The organism is Salegentibacter salarius, from assembly GCF_900168265.1.
Lineage (GTDB): Bacteria > Bacteroidota > Bacteroidia > Flavobacteriales > Flavobacteriaceae > Salegentibacter > Salegentibacter salarius.
In genome coordinates this window covers 1-19221 of the sequence record NZ_FVZF01000005.1, presented here as the reverse complement: position 1 = coordinate 19221, position 19221 = coordinate 1, and the positions used below count along the sequence as shown (strand labels likewise).

At 34.6% G+C, this 19221-nt stretch carries 22 protein-coding genes; all 22 read right to left on the bottom strand.

The annotated features are described in order from the left end of the window. Positions 1-38: 38 nt before the first annotated feature. The 22 genes from B5440_RS04405 to B5440_RS04295 all read right to left on the bottom strand — a co-directional run bounded on the left by B5440_RS04405 (position 39) and on the right by B5440_RS04295 (position 19057). Entirely contained in the window at positions 39-491 is a 453-nt protein-coding gene (locus B5440_RS04405) for a hypothetical protein (protein ID WP_070055133.1), read from the bottom strand. Positions 492-610: 119 nt separating this feature from the next. Next, positions 611-1186 carry a hypothetical protein gene (locus B5440_RS04400; RefSeq protein WP_070055132.1) on the bottom strand — a complete coding sequence of 192 codons (576 nt, stop codon included), beginning with the start codon at positions 1184-1186 and terminating at the stop codon, positions 611-613. 171 nt (positions 1187-1357) lie between these two features. Then, positions 1358-2008: a hypothetical protein gene (locus B5440_RS04395; RefSeq protein WP_141728143.1), complete on the bottom strand. Its 651-nt coding sequence runs from the start codon at positions 2006-2008 to the stop codon at positions 1358-1360. 443 nt (positions 2009-2451) lie between these two features. Further along, a complete protein-coding gene (locus tag B5440_RS04390) occupies positions 2452-2652 on the bottom strand; it encodes a hypothetical protein (RefSeq protein ID WP_070055130.1) in 201 nt (66 codons plus the stop codon). A gap of 150 nt (positions 2653-2802) precedes the next feature. Next, entirely contained in the window at positions 2803-3348 is a 546-nt protein-coding gene (locus B5440_RS04385; protein WP_141728142.1) for a toxin-antitoxin system YwqK family antitoxin, read from the bottom strand. A gap of 168 nt (positions 3349-3516) precedes the next feature. Further along, a complete protein-coding gene (locus tag B5440_RS04380; RefSeq protein WP_070055128.1) occupies positions 3517-3894 on the bottom strand; it encodes a hypothetical protein in 378 nt (125 codons plus the stop codon). Between the two features lie 203 nt (positions 3895-4097). After that, the gene (locus B5440_RS04375; protein WP_070055127.1) at positions 4098-5165 is read right to left on the bottom strand and encodes a hypothetical protein; all 1068 of its coding nucleotides are present in this window, start codon (positions 5163-5165) and stop codon (positions 4098-4100) included. 538 nt (positions 5166-5703) lie between these two features. Beyond that, positions 5704-6423 carry a hypothetical protein gene (locus B5440_RS04365; RefSeq protein ID WP_070055124.1) on the bottom strand — a complete coding sequence of 240 codons (720 nt, stop codon included), beginning with the start codon at positions 6421-6423 and terminating at the stop codon, positions 5704-5706. 144 nt (positions 6424-6567) lie between these two features. After that, positions 6568-7275 carry a PA3715 family protein gene (locus B5440_RS04360; RefSeq protein ID WP_070055122.1) on the bottom strand — a complete coding sequence of 236 codons (708 nt, stop codon included), beginning with the start codon at positions 7273-7275 and terminating at the stop codon, positions 6568-6570. Positions 7276-7822: 547 nt separating this feature from the next. Further along, the gene (locus B5440_RS04355; RefSeq protein WP_079711068.1) at positions 7823-8431 is read right to left on the bottom strand and encodes a hypothetical protein; all 609 of its coding nucleotides are present in this window, start codon (positions 8429-8431) and stop codon (positions 7823-7825) included. A gap of 189 nt (positions 8432-8620) precedes the next feature. Beyond that, a complete protein-coding gene (locus B5440_RS04350; protein WP_070055121.1) occupies positions 8621-9205 on the bottom strand; it encodes a hypothetical protein in 585 nt (194 codons plus the stop codon). A gap of 43 nt (positions 9206-9248) precedes the next feature. After that, complete coding sequence (locus B5440_RS04345; protein WP_079711067.1) at positions 9249-10619, bottom strand: IS110 family RNA-guided transposase; 1371 nt, start codon at positions 10617-10619, stop codon at positions 9249-9251. A gap of 421 nt (positions 10620-11040) precedes the next feature. Next, a complete protein-coding gene (locus B5440_RS04340) occupies positions 11041-11571 on the bottom strand; it encodes a hypothetical protein (RefSeq protein ID WP_070055000.1) in 531 nt (176 codons plus the stop codon). Between the two features lie 126 nt (positions 11572-11697). Further along, on the bottom strand, positions 11698-12363 hold the full coding sequence (locus B5440_RS04335; RefSeq protein ID WP_070055001.1) for a hypothetical protein: 666 nt from the start codon (positions 12361-12363) through the stop codon (positions 11698-11700). Between the two features lie 153 nt (positions 12364-12516). Continuing rightward, positions 12517-13029 carry a hypothetical protein gene (locus tag B5440_RS04330; protein ID WP_070055002.1) on the bottom strand — a complete coding sequence of 171 codons (513 nt, stop codon included), beginning with the start codon at positions 13027-13029 and terminating at the stop codon, positions 12517-12519. A 152-nt stretch (positions 13030-13181) separates the two neighbouring features. Next, the gene (locus B5440_RS04325; protein WP_079711076.1) at positions 13182-13613 is read right to left on the bottom strand and encodes a hypothetical protein; all 432 of its coding nucleotides are present in this window, start codon (positions 13611-13613) and stop codon (positions 13182-13184) included. Positions 13614-14229: 616 nt separating this feature from the next. Beyond that, positions 14230-14733, bottom strand: coding sequence for a hypothetical protein (locus B5440_RS04320; RefSeq protein ID WP_070054993.1), 504 nt, complete (start codon positions 14731-14733; stop codon positions 14230-14232). 629 nt (positions 14734-15362) lie between these two features. Continuing rightward, a complete protein-coding gene (locus B5440_RS04315) occupies positions 15363-16016 on the bottom strand; it encodes a hypothetical protein (RefSeq protein ID WP_070054994.1) in 654 nt (217 codons plus the stop codon). 145 nt (positions 16017-16161) lie between these two features. Beyond that, a complete protein-coding gene (locus B5440_RS04310; protein WP_070054995.1) occupies positions 16162-16569 on the bottom strand; it encodes a hypothetical protein in 408 nt (135 codons plus the stop codon). A gap of 105 nt (positions 16570-16674) precedes the next feature. Further along, positions 16675-17229 carry a hypothetical protein gene (locus tag B5440_RS04305; protein WP_070054996.1) on the bottom strand — a complete coding sequence of 185 codons (555 nt, stop codon included), beginning with the start codon at positions 17227-17229 and terminating at the stop codon, positions 16675-16677. Between the two features lie 175 nt (positions 17230-17404). Next, a complete protein-coding gene (locus B5440_RS04300) occupies positions 17405-18409 on the bottom strand; it encodes an SH3 domain-containing protein (protein WP_070054997.1) in 1005 nt (334 codons plus the stop codon). Between the two features lie 165 nt (positions 18410-18574). Next, a complete protein-coding gene (locus B5440_RS04295; RefSeq protein WP_079711066.1) occupies positions 18575-19057 on the bottom strand; it encodes a hypothetical protein in 483 nt (160 codons plus the stop codon). Between the last annotated feature and the right edge of the window lie 164 nt (positions 19058-19221).

The following is a 19221-nucleotide window of genomic DNA, read 5'->3' as shown; positions in this document are numbered from 1 at the left end:
ACAAATTAAGCATTGTTTTTATATATTGTTGTAATGCGTTATTTTATTCGCTTAATATAGTTTTTGAATTTTTCAAATAGTCTCTTTTCCTGTATTCTGAAAATAAACCAAAACCACAACAGAGAAATAGGAAGCAAGAAATAAATCCAAATGGGGAAATTTTCATCAGCCATAAAACCACAAAAAAATATAAATACAAAAACAAAGAGAGCGAAATATAATTCAATCCGTAATTTTGTTTTCAGTTTAATTCGAGTATTTCCATTTCCAGTCTCACTTAAATTTCCATAACCTTTAATTCCGTCGGTAGCGCCAGGAAACCCATTAACAATTAATGTTCCTAACGAAAAATGGGATAAAAACTTAAAGTCATATTGGTCAATCCATTCCAACTCAAATTCACCTTCTCTATTCTGCCTAATCTTTTCTTTCAATTCAGGTATAGTCCCGTTAAAATCAATTGAGTCTTTTAGTAGGATTTTGTCTATCAATTTCAGTTTGATTTTAATGCATTACAACGTCTCGTATAAAAACTGTGCGAGCTGGCGAGCACGGGGTTTCGATTTGAAACAGGTTTTATCATTGTTTTTATATAATGTTGGCGGTAGTTTTACTTTTCCCTAAACTCTATTATTTGAACATTCGTCCTTTGATTTTCTCTACCTGAAACCCAGCCACTCTTAAGTTTGTCGATTAGAACTTTTCTTATTTTATTTCTTACGGATTGGTAAGTAATAAATGTCTCTTGAAAATACAATACTTCATTTTTTAGGTTTAGGAAAGCCAATGGAGATGGATATCTCCCCCAATCCGGTATCGCCTCCGAAAGAACACCAATTAAATTTTGTTCCGAATCAGTCAGCTCGATTTCGTCTGTTTTTTCGATCAGAGACTGTAAATTATGTGTTTTAATTTTGCCGCTTAATTTTCCAGTATTTATAAATTCTGGATTGTCAAAAATTAAAGTGCCCTTAATCAAATTTTCTACTGCGAAACCCATTAATAGAAAAACAGATCGTGAACTCATATCTTTTTTAATAGGTATTCCGTCCCACGTGTCGGGTTTAAAATAGACGGATGAATTATTTTTTAAAATCATTTCAAGAGAATGATGTAATTCATCAGAAACTTCTAACCATTCATTTGGATTAGCTTTGTAAACAAATTCATCTATTTTTTCTTCCATTCTGATTCAATTACCGCCAACGTCCCGTATAAAAACTATGCGAGCTGGCGTGCGTGATTGTCCGCAGGACAATCCACTAAGCAAGCGAGCACGGAACTTCGATTCAAGAACTGATTGAGCATTGTTTTTATATATTGTTATGCCACGTTTTTTTGTCCGCTGGTTAGTATATTAAAGTTTTTCTTGCATTTCTAAAGTGGGAAGTCCGATTTCAAGCCGATTTATATTTACCTGGTCTTTATCGGAAATCATATTGTGTTCTTTGTTTTCATAGGTTCCAATTATTTGAAGCTCATCGTTGAATAAGTGCAAATTATCAATTACTACTCCCAAAGTCTTTGGATCACAGGAACCCTCTTTTACAAATTGTTTCAATTTTGGGATAAAATAATTAATTCTTATGGAGTCTGGTGTATGCATTAATAAAATGGTTATATCCGAGTTTGTGAAATCTACATTAAAAGGACCAATTATATTGTTTCCAGGATAACCTATTTCTTCAAAAATTTCAATTAACCTTGAAGTGTTTCTTTCAAAAATTACATTTCGTTTTTCCTGCTCTTCCACATACATTTGATCATTTTGCATCATTTCCTGAATTTCGGATCTAAGCTCAAGGTCCAGAGTCGCTAAATATTCAGAGCGGTCAGCTTCATAGTCCGAAACTATTTTTTTTCCACGATCAGTTTTAAAGACATCAGCAAATACAGGATTGTGTAGATAGGAACGTAATAGCATTCCCTGATTAATATTTTTCTGAATGAAATCAAGAGCTATTTCTTCTTTTCCTAAAATAGCAGATACTTCTGCATATTTGTCCATTTCATAATTGCTTAAAGTATTTTTTGGTTTACAAGAATTAAACGCTTCACTATAGAGATCAAATGCCTCTTGATAGCTTTTTTGATTATAATTCAATTCCGCTTCGTAGATCTTGGGGTAATAATCTTTGATGTAATCGCAGTTCGTTTTTTGATTAACTGAGCAGGATATAAAGAGTAGAAGGAAAAGAAGTGAAAAAAAATTCTTCATAATGGTTTATTCAATGTGGCATAACGTCTCGTATAAAAACTGTGCGAGCGGGCGAGCGTGATTGTCCGCAGGACAATCCGCTAAGCAAGCGAGCAACGAATTTCGATTCAAGACTGATTTGAGCATTGTTTTTATATGTTGTTGGCAAAAGTTTTTCTTCCGATTAATAGTCCATAAAACTCTAAGAAACACCACGCCAGTTATTCAGTCCGCACCGTTTCCCTCTTCCAGTTTTATTTGCGAGCTGAAGAGATCAGTTTTTTCCCTTTTGTTATCCAAAGTATCGGTCCGATTATGGCGACCAGGGAAATTAAAATCCAACTGAGTTTATCTCCTTTAAATTCTTTTGTTAGAATAAGATAAATAGCTCTAAAGGTTGTAATGAGGGACCAAAAGGCTACAATGATAATAGCAATTACTAAAATTTGTTCCATTTTTTATTTAATTTTTGCCAACGTCTCGTATAAAAACTGTGCGAGCTGGCGCGCGTGATTGTCCGCAGGACAATCCGCTAAGCCAGTGAGCACGGAACTTCGATTAGAGACTGATTTAAGCATTGTTTTTATATGTTGTTGGCAATAGTTTTACTTTGCGATATTCCCTTCTTCATATTCGACCCTTTTCTCTAATTTCCCATTTACATCAAAGTAAAAAAATGTGCCGTGGGCTTTTCCCTTTTTAGTTTGGCCAATTTCCTTGATTACTCCATTTTCGTGGAATTCTAAAATTTGGCTGTCATTAAAGATATCTGCGGTTCGAAATTTTTTAATAATGCCGCTATCGTAAAAGTTAATTAAAACACCCTCAGGCTTTCCATTTTTACTTTGGTATATATGTTTTGGCTTAAAAGTATTTTCGTTTAATAAAAGTCCGAAACCATTTAAAGTATCACTTTTATAATGTCTGATGCCGACAATGTTTCCATCCTCGCCCAATAATATCCCATTTCCAGATTTTAATCCGTCTTCTAAAGGGACCTCCATTGATATGGTTCCGTCTGGATGGTAGCTAAAAAAGGTGTCAGCAGTTTGTTCTTTTACAGTATCCGTCGCTTTCTTCTGCTCCGTTTGAGAGTGAGCACTGTAAATGAAGAGGAAAAGAATAAGAGTAAAAGTGTAATACGTTGTCATTGTATTTGATTAGTTAGGTGTTATCTTATATTATTGCCAACGTCCCGTATAAAAACAGTGCAAGCTGGCAAGCGTGATTGTCCGCAGGACAATCCGCTGAGCAAGCGAGCACGGTGTTTCGATTCAAGAAAAATTAAGCATTGTTTTTATATTTTGTTGGCAACTGTTTTATTTCTTTAAACTGTATGTTTCCTCTAAACAATAGAATTTCAGGGTATAAATGGTGTCTTTATCATTCCGCCAAACATTTACTTGCAGACTGTTCGGGTTCTTCGAAATTGAGTCGCCAATTTTTAGAAAATCAAAAAATCCACTTGTTTCCCAATCCAAAAGAATTACGTCGGTTCCTGGGCTTTTATCAAGAATCACTTTCTCATACATATGTTGATCTTGATCAATGTACTTTTCTATTATCACTCCGCTATATTCGTCCGATTTTTCATTTTGTTTTAACGATTCACAGTCCACTTTATGATCAGCTGTGCCAAAGAAAAATGCCAAACCTATTACCCCAATTAAACCAAGTATGATATTAATTTTTTTCATTCAGAGAAGGATCCTTGTTCAAATTGTTGCCAACGTCTCGTATAAAAACAGTGCGAGCTGGCGAGCTTGATTGTCCGTCCTGTCCCGTAGCTTTTGCGGAGTGAAGGACAATCAGGCGTTGCAAGCGAGCACCCCCGATAGCTATCGGGGTTCGATTCGAGACAGGCTTGAGCATTGTTTTTATATGTTGTTGTAGCCAGTTTTTACTCCTTATAAATGTACAATCGTATCTCGTTAATATTACTAAAATTGAATAAGTAAGCATGCATGTTGGTTTTACTTTTCCATTTTGTTTTTCGTCTGCCGCTATCTTCTCTCACATTGGATATTGGTTCTCCCAAGAGCTTACTGATTTGAGTTAAAACAAAATCATACTTTTCCTTAAATGCTAAGTCTTTATCCTCAGAATCTGAGTTCTCGGAAATCGGGAAGCCGCTTTTCTTAAATTCTTTCCATCCATACGAAACCACCTTAACCGACTTTTCCTCTTTCGTGTAGAAGAAATTAGTTGTTCCGTCAAAATATGGACATTCTAATCGTCGATAACTTATTGGGTTGCCAAAAGTAAAATCACTACTGTTCGGATAAATACCTTCTCCTAAACTCCAAAAATGTCCCAGTGAAACATCCTCAGTTTTTAAAGAATCTTCGAACTGCAGTAATTCATTTAAATCAAATGATTTATCGCTTTTTAATCTATTGATTGTTAAGGCAGAGTGATCAATAAATAGTTTATTACCATACTCAATGTTGTATTCTTTGTTTTCTATGCATGATGAATCAATTTGTGGTTTATGAACATATTCTTCAAGTTCATGTGCTGCAGTGAAGTTAGAGAATTGAACATACTCAATCATATAAGGCCAAAGTTCAGTTGAAGGTACATTTGTAAGTAAATCAACGACTGAGGTCTTAACAAGTTTTCTTTTTTGAGGAACTTTAATTTCCAGTTTATAACTAATCGAATTTTCAAGTCCATTCTGAATCAATAAAATGCTACTAGTCCTGCTGCCAAATTTTCCTCTTGTAAGGATCCCTTGGATTTGGTTTTTTAAAGAAACACTATCCAAATACTTCCTTCCATCAGACCATTCGATTTCCTGTGTAAAAGGCTCTTTAGATACTATCTTAAAAGTATATGTTAATGAATCCTCCGTTTGTAATTCTAAAGTAAATTTTGAATTCATTTCAATTACATTGTCTGCTCTATTTTTCTGTCCGAACACATTAATTGAAAATAGGATGAATACTACTATTACTATATTTCTCATTGTCTTATCTAATGCCTGTTTCTTAAATTGGCTACAACGTCTCGTATAAAAACTGTGCGAGCTGGCGCGCGTGATTGTCCGCAGGACAATAAGCTGAGCAAGCGAGCACTGAATTTCGAATTGGGACAGTATTAAGCATTGTTTTTATATAATGTTGTGATGCGTAAAATTTAGTATATCGGAGTCGGCGGAAGTTAAGTCCGAAAATATTTTACAAAAGCAGCGATTAAAATAGCAATTCCAATAATGGTTAATATATAGCTTAGAACAGATCCGTCCGTACTCAATTTAGACAAAATAAAGAATACTCCAGAAAGTAAATAAAGGTAAACTGGTTTTAAATTTATAAGTTTTTCCATTATCGAAGAAATTTAGTCTTTTATGCATCACAACGTCCCGTATAAAAACAGTGCGGCGATTGCCGACGATGATTTTCCGCAGGAAAATCAGACGCAGCAAGTACGCACAGACTTTCGATTCGAGATTAATTTAAGCATTGTTTTTATACATTGTTGTGCGCTGGCTTTTATCCAATTAATCAATACTTTTGTTTTAAATTTTCTATAAATCGGTTAGCAGTTTCTTTGTCCATTCTCAACGAATATAGCTCAGCTATTTTATTTAATCGGTCATCGTTAAATTCATATAAATTTCGATAAATCTCTGAAGAAAGAGCTTCTAAAAATTTATTAGGACAGTCCTTTATTCTTTTAAAAAATGCGGAAAGTTCATAGTGTCTCATATATTTAAGATTCGAAAATTCCGAAATACTTTTAATTTTGTTGTCAATATGTTTAGTTGAATGCTTTATAGAATTATTGACTTTGCGTAAATCATTAATTTCTTGATATGCATTCAGTTCTGAATATCTAATTTTTTTAGACTTTAAAAAGTCGGTAACGGAATCCCATTTGTAGAATTCTTTGGTTTCAATACCGTAAGCGGCACTAATTAGTTTCTTAAGGTTTATTTCAAAATCTTTGTAGGCATAAACAATATTCATCTCGGAAAGAGCCAGCAGTTTGTCTTCTAAGAAATAGGTGTCTAGGTGGTAGTTCTGATGCGCATTTTCCTGTTGTTCTTGAAACTCTAAGAATTCCGTTATTTCCTTATTTAGTTCCGTTTTTAAGTTTGTTATTAATTCATTAACGGCGTCATTGAAGCTGTTTTCTTTAAGATTATGAACAAATAGTTCCAAGCCTATTTTGTCCATTTCTCTTTGGTTTTCAATACTGTTTGGATTAAACTCTTCGTTCATATAGTATTTTTTTTAGCTTGCGCACAACGTCTCGTATAAAAACAGTGCGAGCTGGCGAGCGTGATTGTCCGCAGGACAATCCGCTGAGCAAGCGAGCACGGACTTTCGATTCAAGACAGGTTTGAGCATTGTTTTTATACATTGTTACAAAACGTTTTTATACTCACCATTCTCGTATTTTAGGATTTCAGTTTCCTTTCTGGTTTTCTCCTTTACCTTTTCACAGTCTTCATTCCTTTCGCTGAACTCGATTTTGTCGGTGAATTCTAAATCCGCAAACTTATTTGTGTAAGTATCCAAAACTTGTATATTTTTCGAATGTTCTTCAAATTCACCTTTACAAGTTGTGTCCGTTTCTCCATTAAATTTCTTTATTGAGAAATCTTTTAAAACGCAATTTAATTTATTTTCTTCCAGAGCGTATAATGATAACTGAGTACTTGAATAAGGATTTGGTCGGCTTTGGTTTGAATAAAATACTTTTAGTCCGAAAGCGACAGTTGTTTCGTTCAATTGATAAAGTTTGGGCTCTATTTCAATTTTATCAATTGAAACAGCATCAATATACCAGTCTTTCTGTCCGCTAAATTTTGCTTTGACTTCACCAGTATTTTGATTGATCAGAATGATATTGCTGTTGAAAATTATATATCCGTCTCCCTGTTCTGCAATTTCAGGGATTACTATCAGAGTCCCATTATCGAATTGTTGTGATGTCGAAAGTCTTGAAAATATTTCTGAGTTTTGAATTCCGACTTTTTGAGCGGTTTGTTCAATCAGCTGTCGCGGTTGGTTTTGACTTATACAATTCAAGCATAAAGTCAAAAAAATAATGGTCAGTAAGTTTCTCATAAATGTTTTGTAACGTTCCGTATAAAAACTGTGCGAGCTGGCGAGCGTGATTGTCCGCAGGACAATCCGCTAAGCAAATGAGCCCGTAGTTTCGATTTAAGACTTATTGAGCATTGTTTTTATATGTTGTTGTAAACTGTGCTTTATTTTAATTTTTGATATAGGCGGTGAATCAGTTGCAAGCTATCCGGCTAACTTTCAACTAAAGATTAAATAAATTCCATACACGAAAAAAAACAATAAGGATCCGAGAATTTTTGTTTTATAATATTTCCTGGTTTCATCATTCTTTTTGATCTTCAATGCGTCCTTTACTTGAAAATAGGATACTACAGAACAAACAATTACAAGAAGAATCCCGATGTAAAAATTCTGGTCAGTCATTTATAGGAATTAGAGTCTTTTATGCATAGTTTACAACGTCTCGTATAAAAACTGTGCGAGCGGGCGTTTGTGATTGTCCGCCTGACAATCCGCTGAGCAAGCGAGCACGGAGTTTCGAATTGAGACAGGCTTGAGCATTATTTTTATATGTTGTTGGCAACTGTTATCTATTGAAAGTCATTGTTGCAACAAAATAATGAGGGATATCAAATTCTTTACCTAAATTTTCTGGTTTTATTCCTGATTGTGCAACTCTACAATATGATTTAGAACCGTCTTCGTAAACCGTAGGCGTTATAATTGTGAATAGAGGAAATGAACTATTCTTATCATAACTTTTTGAGTTTTCTGAGCTTAAAAAATCTTTGTAGGCATATCTTCCGTTGGATTCAGATATTTCATAATTCATTTTTGGACTTGAAAATCCGTTACCGTTTAATTGAAAAATAAGTTCTTTATTTGTGTTCTTAGTTATAAAGTTTAGTTTGAGAGTATCTTCTTTTATTTTGAAATAATCATCTTGTGAGCTATAGAATATCGTGTCCGTTTTTACTAATTCTCCTTTTTTATATTCATCAATTTTTATAGTATAATCTTGACCCTTTATATTACCAATGAAATTGAATTTTGCCAAATTAATTTGTTCAAATCTCAAAATTGTTTGTAAATCCTGACTATCAGTACTATAATCGATATTCATTGAAATTTTTTCTTGAGCAATTATATTTGAAATTGAAAATAGAAGTATAACGAGAGAAATTATGATTTTCATTTTTGTTTAGATTAAAATTATTGGTTGTTTAAAAATGTTCATTTAGTAATTGTTGCCAACGTCCCGTATAAAAACAGTGCGAGCTGGCGAGCTTGATTGTCCGCAGGACAATCAGGCGTTGCAAGCGAGCGCTGACCTTCGATTCGAGACTGATTTAAGCATTGTTTTTATACAGTGTTGTAGCACGTATTATTTCCTAAACTTAGAGTCGAACCAGGCTTTCAACATTTCTTCTTTATCCGCTTCGTTGTTATAATTGATGTTAACTCCAAAAGACTCATTATTTATCAGACGACTGTAAACCAATTGATTTAAAACAAGTTCTCCTTTGGAATTATAAATCCGAAATTTGTAATGCTGAAATTCAAGCCCGTCCACCTCTATTATTTTGGTTGCGGTCGAATCCACTTGGACACCGTTTGAAACATAGTTATTAAAAACCATTTCTTTTAATCCTTTTTGGTAGAACTCCCACTTTTCAGGATGGTCAAGGTGTTCAGACGAGGACTGAAAAAAATTAAATATATTTTTTTTGAAACCGATCAAATATTTCAATCCAGATGTATCTATTTCGTAGTCCGAGGTTTCTTTTCCTATTTCTTCTAATTTTTTAATTTGAGTCTGTGTTATAACGTCCCAATTTTTCGGAACTTCTATTGTCCAACCCAGTTCTTGATTGGAATAAATATTATTATCAGGATTGTGGTCTTGATGTTTCTGTCCACAAGAGGTGAGAGAAAGGAATATGGCTAAAAAAGTTATAAATTTTTTCAATTTAAAAAATGTTATGTTGGTTTATATTCTGACTAACGTCAAATTAGTTGGTCGATACTAAGGTTGGTGAAAACCCCAGATCCTCTGGTTTGAGTTCCAATTTAGCTATATTTTTCCTTAACCTTGCCACCATCTTTAATTTCCGCTTTTGATCCAAGAATAGGTATTCAGTTGGTGGAAGATATGGAACTTTTTTTACCATCATGTTCCAAACTATTACCGCAAGTTTTCTGGCTGTTGCTGAGACTGCTGCAGTCCTACCTTTCCTGTAGGCTACTCTTTTAAAAAAATTAGACAGATGTGTGTCTTTCAGATTTCCTATTGAATTGGCCGCTTGTCTAAAAGCAATTTTCAGCCGGTTGCTTCCTTTTGGTATTCTATGGCTTAAGATTTTTCCTCCGGATATTTTATTGTTTGGTGCTAATCTTAGCCAGGAAGTAAAGTGTTTGGCAGATTCAAATTTTTTAAACCCTTCTGGCCCTATCTCGCTCATTATTGATACTACTGTAGCGTGGCTTAAGCCTTCTATGGTAAATAAATCGACACCTTCAAAATACTGATAGGCTATCTGGTTAAGGTTTTTAATTTTAGGGGCATTCTTATTGATCCTCTTGTATGGTTTTTCGGTGGTTTTAAGTGCCCTTTTGCCGGGATACTTTTTGAGCTCTGCATTGATAAACTTTTCCATCTGTTTATCACATTCCTCAATCTTCTTCTGCAGAAACAGGTAAGTTTCGTATTCCTGCTTTAGGCCAAAAAGGAAATCTTCTCTATTGTTACCGTGCAATGCTTTGGCTATCTCTTCTTCTGACTTCCTACAGTTGTAATGCCGGTGCTTTGCAAGTTTTTCCGGATCTAAATTTCCTTTACAAATATCACCAATAATTGCAAGTCCTGTAAGGCCACAGACATCCTTTACCACTACATCAAGCCTAAAGTTTAAGAACTTGAGAAACTTCTGCATTTTATGAGTGGTGGATGCCGCCTGATCTACCCAGTTGCCACGCTGTCTGCAATAAGTGCGCAGCTTCTCTGTGGTCTCATCTGGAAGAAAACTCCCGGAGAGAAGCCCTAGAGTATGTAGCTGCTGGATCCAGCGACAATCCTTTACGTCCGTCTTCTTCCCTTTAGCATTTTTGGTGAATTTTCCATTGACCAGGACAACTTCCAAGCCTTGTTTAACCAGCTCCGAAAACAGGTTTTGCCAATAATCACCTGTGGACTCCATTGCAACAGTTGTAACCTCTTTAGATTTTAACCATACTCCAAGTGCCGAAAGTTCTTCGGCATACACGCCAAATTCCTTTACATCTCCTGGTAATTGCCCAACGGCCACATAGTGTGAGCGACTGCCAACATCAATCCCGGCTGCATTGGGATTAATGATTTCCATTGAAAGCTTTTTTCGTCCCATAATTAAATATTTTAGAAAAAGACTCTAAGGAAATGTATCTTTGATTTGAACAATATTCTGAACGGGCTCTCCAAAAGGGGCACCACTGAAATTATCAACAAGCTCCTGAACCACTAATTCAGGGGCTTTTTTACATTTCGACCAGAATGTGTCACGGGCTTTATTGCAAGCACCAATTTAAAAAACGGCCACACATAGAGTCCACTTAAATTTAATAAAGGAGGTGATATTTTGCATCCCGTTAGCCAAAGAAATTAATGGAGTTTCTTCATGTGGGGAATGTGTGCCAACGTCCCGTATAAAAACTTTGCGAGCTGGCGGGCGTGTTTGTCCACAAGACAATCCGCTAAGCAAGCTGGCGCAGAGATTCGATTGGAGACTGATTTAAGCATTGTTTTTATATGTTGTTGTAAAACGTTTTTTATTTATCAAATATCCCGCGAGCAGTTAATACTCCATCTTTCTTTTTACTGAACAATTCCTGTATGCTTTCTCCATTACTTCCTGTCCAGGTACCCTTATCATTTTTCACCACCGAATCAAATTGATATTTTTGATGATAATAATGTCCTTTTTCTTCATTCCACGATAAGTATAGAAGCACATCTTTAACATCCTCAAATCCAGGTCGGCCGTAATGATCGTAAGCAACAAAATCAACCGTGTCCGTTTCTAATTTGTTGAAAATATTTTTAACCACCTTATATCTGTTATTAAAAGCATTATCCATTACAAAACTTTTAAATCTGAGGGTGTCTCCAGTTACCGAATCGATTTCAATCCGGATAGGGTTTTCATTTGGGTCAAATTCCGTAATTGATATTTTTTCTCCTATAAAAGCGTAAAGGTTTACCGATTCATCAACCACCGGGAATTCAGCCTCTGATTTTAGATCGGTCGATTTACAACTCAATACCAGAATTAAAATTCCTACTAAAATTGTACGATTCATTTTTTCGATGTTTTACAACGTCCCGTATAAAAACAGTGCGAGCTGGCGAGCTCGAGTGTCCGCAGGAAAATCAGGCGTTGCAAGCGAGCAGGAAGTTTCGATTCGAGACAGGTTTAAGCATTGTTTTTATACATTGTTGCCATTAGTTTTTTTCCTCAATATCATTCTCAAATCCGAGACAAGGTAAAAGCCAACCATAGATAAAGTACCAAATGTCAGAAGGTATTGTCCTTCTGGTATATATAAGAAAATGCTTAGGAATATGAGAAACAAACAAAATGGATAGGTAAATGATCTAATTAAAATGTTTTTTAGAGACCATTCTTTTTCAATTTTTTCTGGTTCGGTCTCAATATCTAAAATTTCAAATATTTGTTTCAGTTGATTTTTCTTTTCAAACCGATATAAACTTCTTCCGATAAGAATTAGAATCCATAAAAAGGCAAATACTACCAAAAAAGGAACCCAGCTGAGTAAGTAGTCCGCTTGAGGTAGAGTCCTTGGAAGAAGGAGATACAGCTGACCTGCTACAAATAATACGAAGAAAAGCTTTCCAATTGGGTTTATCTTATCTTTTATATTTACCAAATGATTATTCGCGTTAAGTTCGAATATGAAAATTGGATAAAACGTAGAATTCCAAATGCTTTGTCTCCAAACCTTTATTTCAGTCCGTCCAACTTCTCCATTGGGCTGGTAATTACGAGACAGTATATTCCAAAAGTGATTGAGAAAAGTATCTTCTTTTCTTAATTCAATCAGTTGTTCAATCTCTTTTTTTGTTATTTCCAATGTCCGTTTAAATTAATGGCAACGTCCCGTATAAAAACAGTGCGGCTGGTAAGCTTTAATTTTCCTGGGAAAATTAGGCAACACAAACACCCAGAAAGTTTCGGTTCAAGACTAAATTAAGCATTGTTTTTATATATTGTTGGCAGTAGGATTTTATTTTTCCACAACCTTTTTTGCAGTTTTCAAAAGTCCCCAATAATCACTTAAACCACAAATTGTTTCCTGTCTCAGACTTTCCCCTTTTGTTTCCACTTTAATTGGGTCTTTATCCCAATTGTAAGAATAAATTAGTTCTGAATAGTTAGTTTCCAACTCTTTATCATAATCAATTTCGGTAAGATCCTTATTCCACTGAAAATGCTTTTCCGTCTCTGTAATTAATATTGGTTGTTCATTTTTAAGATAAACAGTGGTAATAAATTGTCCGTTTGAGAGAAAAAGAGTCTGAGTAATCTTTTTGATATTTCCTTTATCCACCCAGAGCTCAAAAGATCTGCCACCATCAGTAGTCTGATTGTAAATTTCATTTGTATCAAAAACGTGATGTTTTAAACCGTTGTCGGAATTTATATTATCAACCTCGGCCTGGATTTCGAGAACGGACAATTCTTGACTCACTGCAGTCAGACTTAGAAGAATTGTAACTATCGTAAATAACTTTTTCATTTTTTATCTTACTGCCAACGTACCGTATAAAAACTGTGCGAGCGAGCGAGCTTGATTGTCCGCAGGACAATCAGGCGTTGCAAGAGAGCAGAGAGTTTCGATTTGAGACAGGTTTGAGCATTGTTTTTATATAATGTTGTGTGTAGGTGTTTTTAATCCAGTTTTGTCATTCCATTTTGGTCAATCGCTTGTTTCCCATTTTCTGCGAGTGAAAAACTTAAATCAGTCCAGGCTGTTCCCTCTAATCCTTTGAATTCAATTCCTTTATCAGTTCTGGTTATGGTAAAAAGAAAATCAGCAAGATTTGAATCCTTGTTTGATGAAACATTATCCAAATCAGTCATTCCATATTCGTCAATCGCTTGTGGTCGGTCGTTATTTATAGTAAATGACAAGTCAACCCACGCAGTTCCTTTAACACCCTGCATTTTAATTCCACTTTCCGTTTTCTCTACCACCAACTTAAAATCTTTTAAATCCGTCGATTTTTTTTCTTGAGCAACTGATTCTAAACTTGCAGTCAAAACAAATAGAGGAATAAATAAATTCAGAATTGCAGTTTTAAAATTCGATTTTGTTTTCATATCCATAGTTTTAAATTAAGTTAGACTTTTTCACACTTACACACAACGTCCCGTATAAAAACTGTGCTGCTTATAAGCAATGATTTTTCTGAAGGAAAAACCAGGCTTCGCAAAAACGCACATAGTTTCGGTTTAAGACTAAATTAAAGCATTGTTTTTATATTTTGTTGTGAGACGTCTTCAAATCCGACAGCCGAAACTTCCAAATGTGCTAAAAAAAAGCGCCACTTCCGGCTGATTGATTTTATAACACGTAGCTTTTTTTCTTCCCGAGAAAAACTACAATTACCGATAAAACGCCTTTTTTTAAAGTTCTTACGAACCAATGCAGAAATGGCTGAAAATAGATTTTAAGAATAAATAGCTATTGCCGATTTACCCGTCATTTGCTAATTAAACGACCAAAGATTGAAAAACAAAAATCACCGGCTTTCTCTATTTTCAATCTTTCCCTAAAAATCCTCTCGATGACTCACAACGTCTCGTATAAAAACTGTGCGAGCTGGCGCGCGTGATTGTCCGCAGGACAATCCGCTGAGCAAGCGAGCAAAAAGTTTCGATTCAAGACTGATTTAAGCATTGTTTTTATATGTTGTTGTAAAACGTTTTTATTCCCTTAGTTACGTTTTTTTGAATCCGATTTTCGCTGATCACACAACCCTTTTGTAATAACAACAAAATCCATTAAAAATCCGAAATCCACTTTGTCAGATTTAAATGCCCGTCCAGGATTTTCATATAAATATCGGAAGTCCTCAAACAAATTAGAATGATTTTCGAGTAACTCCGTCATTTTACCATTTTTCAATTCGTCAACTCTACCTTTCTGGGAATAACTAAAAATTAGAGACATATAAATAGTATTCCGGTCGTTCTCATCTAATTTATTAAATAGCTTTTTAAGATTATGTCCCCAACCTTTTTCACTGTTTTCTTCAATCAGATATTTTAGGAATAATTCTGCAGCAAATGCCAGATTTACAAGTGATGCAAATGGTTGCGGTTCAAAGTCCTTTGTTTTTCTTTCAAAGCCTTTTTTTCCAAGTTCGAGGAATTGATCCGCTAATTCATATAGTAATTCATTTCTTTTCCCTGAATACGATCTGTATGGTTTTTCCAATTGCTATTCCTCTAAAAAGTTGTGGCGAAATGTTTTACAACGTCCCGTATAAAAACTGTGCGAGCTGGCGAGCTTGATTGTCCGCAGGACAATCAGGCGCTGCAAGCGAGCACGCACTTTCGATTCGAGACTAAATTAAGCATTGTTTTTATACGTTGTTGTGAAATGCACCGCTCGCCCGAGTGAGCCGCTTCGCTTTTCAATCCGCTGCCTTTTGCTTTTAAAGTTTCTATTTGCTTACCTCTCAAAAAAGGCATTTTCACGTCCGATTTTTTTCTCTGCTTGAGTGAGAAAGTCCGTTTTATTTGGATCTGAAACTCTGATTTACTAACCTCTCAAAAATGATATTTTTATCGTTTCTTTTTTTCTCCGCCTGAGTGAGAAGTCCGTCGCAACTCTTCTTTTAAAACTCAATTTATTTTTCCTTTCAAAATGGCATTTTTAGAGTCCGTTATATATCCGAGTCAGTTTTATTTTTCCTGCGTATTGTTAGTCAGCGGTGTTTTTCACAACGTTTCGTATAAAAACCGTGCGAGCTGGCGTGCGTGATTGTCCGCAGGACAATCCGCTGAGCAAGCGAGCCGGAAGTTTCGATTTGAGACTGGTTTGAGCATTGTTTTTATATGTTGTTACCACACGTTTTTGTTTAATTTTCTCAAGGAAACTGAATGTTCTTCTTGAGCATAGGAAGAAAATTCGAGGCTGTCTCCTCTAACATGTTTTAACACCAGAGTAGGAGATTCAAATCCACCCAAAAAAAGGATTTCATAACCGGAATGGTTTATTTGATCCCAACATCGGTCAATATTTTCCATTTTTGAGAGGTAAGTATTATTACTGAGGAACTTTATAGTGTCCGTCCCTTGTTGTGAATTGATTACATAAGTATTGCCTGTATATTTTATTTCTTTGTTATGGTCAGGTAGGTTTATGTTTTTCAATTTCTTGTAAACTCTTTGGCGATTGTCATCCCCTATTATGACTAAGCTGTCAGAATTCAATTCCACTTTTATTGCTTCTTTTTTATCGCCCAGATAAAGAACACCTTTTTCAAATTTATAATGAGCTTTACTGATAAAGACAGAATCGCATATGATTCTTTCAACTACAAAAGCCGAATCTGTTCTAAATGTCAGTATTTGATGGATAGCACTATGAGGTGCGAAATGAGAGGTTTCCTGACTTAAAGAATAGGCGCCGATCCAAGTGGCCTGAATATCCTCTCTGTTTTTACAGGAGGAGGTTAAGATTAAAAGGAAAATAATTAGAAATTTGGTTTTCATAATGTGTGGTAACGTCTCGTATAAAAACTGTGCGAGCTGGCGCGCGTGATTTTCCGCAGGACAATCAGGCGTTGCAAGCGAGCACGGAACTTTGATCTGAGAACAAATTAAGCATTGTTTTTATATGTTGTTACCCAACGTTTTTTTAAAATATTTCATTTTTTTCATCCGCTGATCGGTCAAACAATTTCCAATATTTTTCAAAATCTTCACCACTGATTTCAAAAGAAGAAAAATGTTCTTGAAAATCTTTTAATACTAGATTGTTGTCAGTCCAATATCCATAATTGTTTTTATAAGGCATCTTTAAAATCGGTAGTTCATTTTTATCTAAACCAATTTCCCGTTCTGGGATTCCAGATTCTGAATCAAATTCAATCAGCCAGTTTTCTATAAGGTTAATTCTATGGTCAAAGTCCGGATTCGCTTTTGGAATTAGTGAGGTCAAAATTCCATTGACAGCTTTCTTAAAAGTTTGCTTTATTATTCCGTCGGTTTGCGATTGATGCCCAGGCTTTGGAGCTTTAAATTTTATGTAAGTTGCTTTTCTCATATGTTGGGTAACGTCCCGTATAAAAACAGTGCAAGCGGACGAGCGAGATTGTCCGCAGGACAATCAGCGAACCAAGCAAACACGGAGTTTCGATTCAAAACTGGTTTAAGCATTGTTTTTATATGTTGTTGGCTGTAGTTTTTTTGGTTCAGCCGTTTTCCTGAAAAGAAAAAAAAGTGAAAAAGCTGCCAGCATCAAAATTAGAGAAATCACAAGTGATGTTGGGGCTCTTTTCTCTCTCAGTACTTCTTTAGAATTAAGAAAAACTATATCATTTCGGGAAATGCCATAAATAGGTAAATTCCCATTATTAAATCTATGTTTCTCTTGTTCTTTGGGAATTTGAAATAGAACTTCTTCACCTATTTGGATTTCATTGATAAAATTATTTTTATCAAAAAGCCATATTTCGTCCGCTCCTATCTGATAAGTATCAGGTGAATTTTCAAGTTTAAGTACGTAATTTTTTAAATCATACCTTATACCACTATTATAATTTTCAAACACATAATTTTCCAAATTTCCTGAGAAAGAGACTAAATCATTATTCTCAACTACAGTATCTTGCCAAAAATGTTGATACAGAAAGAAGAGAGAAGTCAGGAAACATGCAATCATCCCAAATTTTATTTTCTCCCTATTTAAACCATTTTCTATCATATTAAAATGTATGCTTTCTGAGTTTTACTAATTACAGCCAACGTCCCGTATAAAAACAGTGCGAGCTGGCGAGCTTGATTGTCCGCAGGACAATCAGGCGTTGCAAGCGAGCACGGAATTTCGATTCGAGACTAATTTTAGCATTGTTTTTATAAGTTGTTGGCAGCAGTACGATCTAGATTTTTTGAAAATATTTTTTAAACACAAAACCTGATTTTGGTTCACCGGTTTCAACATCAATATACATTATTAAAAGCCATTTATGTCTTATTTCTACAACGTTAATAATTTGTCCTTTTTTAACCAATCCGAGCTTCTTAGAGTTCTTCTTACTTGAAAATCTTAAGTTAACATTCGTTTTAGCTATTCTTTGTTTATCCAGATTAGCTAGTTTTTCATCTAATTTTTTTTCAATCTCTAATTTGAAATTTTCAAATTTTGATTCCATCACCTGGACATTTTGCGGATTTTGGATTTGGATCTGAAGAGTAGTGTGATTTGGTTTTGGAACAAATGCAGAATAAGCCGAAAGTACAAAACTTGCCAGGTTCATAAACTTCCATAGAAATTCAACAACTTTTGGTGACTTAGCTTTTAGAATTAGCTCTTGAAGATGGGATAATAATTTATCTCTGTAATCTAAAATTTCTTGAGGACTAGCTATTAGGTCCGGTTCTGAAATATCTAATAGTTCTTCATTTGCTGAGTTAACATAGTCCAAGTCACTCCAAGAATCCTCTCTAGCAATATCTTTTATCAGAGTTTTGCTTAAACCACTTATAGCAACATTAACGGTATTTATTTGACCAAAACCATCGAAATTTAGGGATTTGGTGATTTTATCAAAATCATTGATAATTCTCTGACTATTAAAAGTAAATCTGGTGATACTTTTAAGTACTTCTTCATTAGAAAATTGAATAGAAAGTTCTCTGTTTAAATTACCCCAAGAATTTAATCTTGATATAAATTCGGGATTTTTAAAAGCAGATTCAATCGTCTGATTTAGTGAAGAATTTAGTCTATCATATTGACCTATTTGTTTAGAAATAGTTTCTGCAATTTTTTCGATTCCTTGGATTCCAGCAAGTCCACTGCTGATTATTGAATTCTGTTTTTCAATAGTTTGTGCGATCTTATTAAGATCTAAATCAATAAAATTTAATCTGTCTTTTTTCAATTTTTATTCAGATTTTTGTATTGCTGCCAACGTCCCGTATAAAAACTGTGCTGCTTACAGGTAATGATTTTTTCTGTAGGAAAAATCAGGTTTAGAAAAAAACGCACATAGTTTAAATTTGAGACTAAATTAAAGCATTGTTTTTATATTTTGTTGGGCACAGTTTTAATCCACGTAGAGCTCAGTTCCTTTTCCTAATTCTGAACCATTTACGACGAATTTGATATCTTTCTTTGATTTTGGAACTTGAACTATTAAAAAAGGTGATAGTTTCTCTTCGTCATTTTTGGTGTCGCTGTTAATTACATTGTAATTTACGATTAGATTCTCATCATTTTCTTGAATTCCTATCAATTCAATTTCGTCCAGGCCTTTTCCATCAGTGTCGGAGTGAAAAAGTTCAACTAACATTTTCTTTTTATAGAGACGTTTTTCGTCCAGGTTGTATTTTTTTCGAAAATCGCTCGGTAAATAATCTTTGTTGAAATATTTATTGAAACATACTATTTGAAGATCGGGGATTGGTGAGTCCGTTCCTTTTGCTATTATGGTATATTCAACATCATTTAAATTTCCTTCTTGTCCGTAGGATTCACAAAAAGAAATAATTGTCAGGGTAAGGGAAATAATAAAGGCTTTAATCTTCATTTTTTGTTGTTTTTAATTCTGACTAACGTCAAATTTTATTATTGATTTTCAATTAGTTGTATTTTTTCACTCTTTTACTAATTTCCTCTTTTCTCTATCCTTTTCCTTGACGTTAGCCGAAGAAATTAATGAAGTTTCTTCATTTGGAGAATTGTGCCCAACGT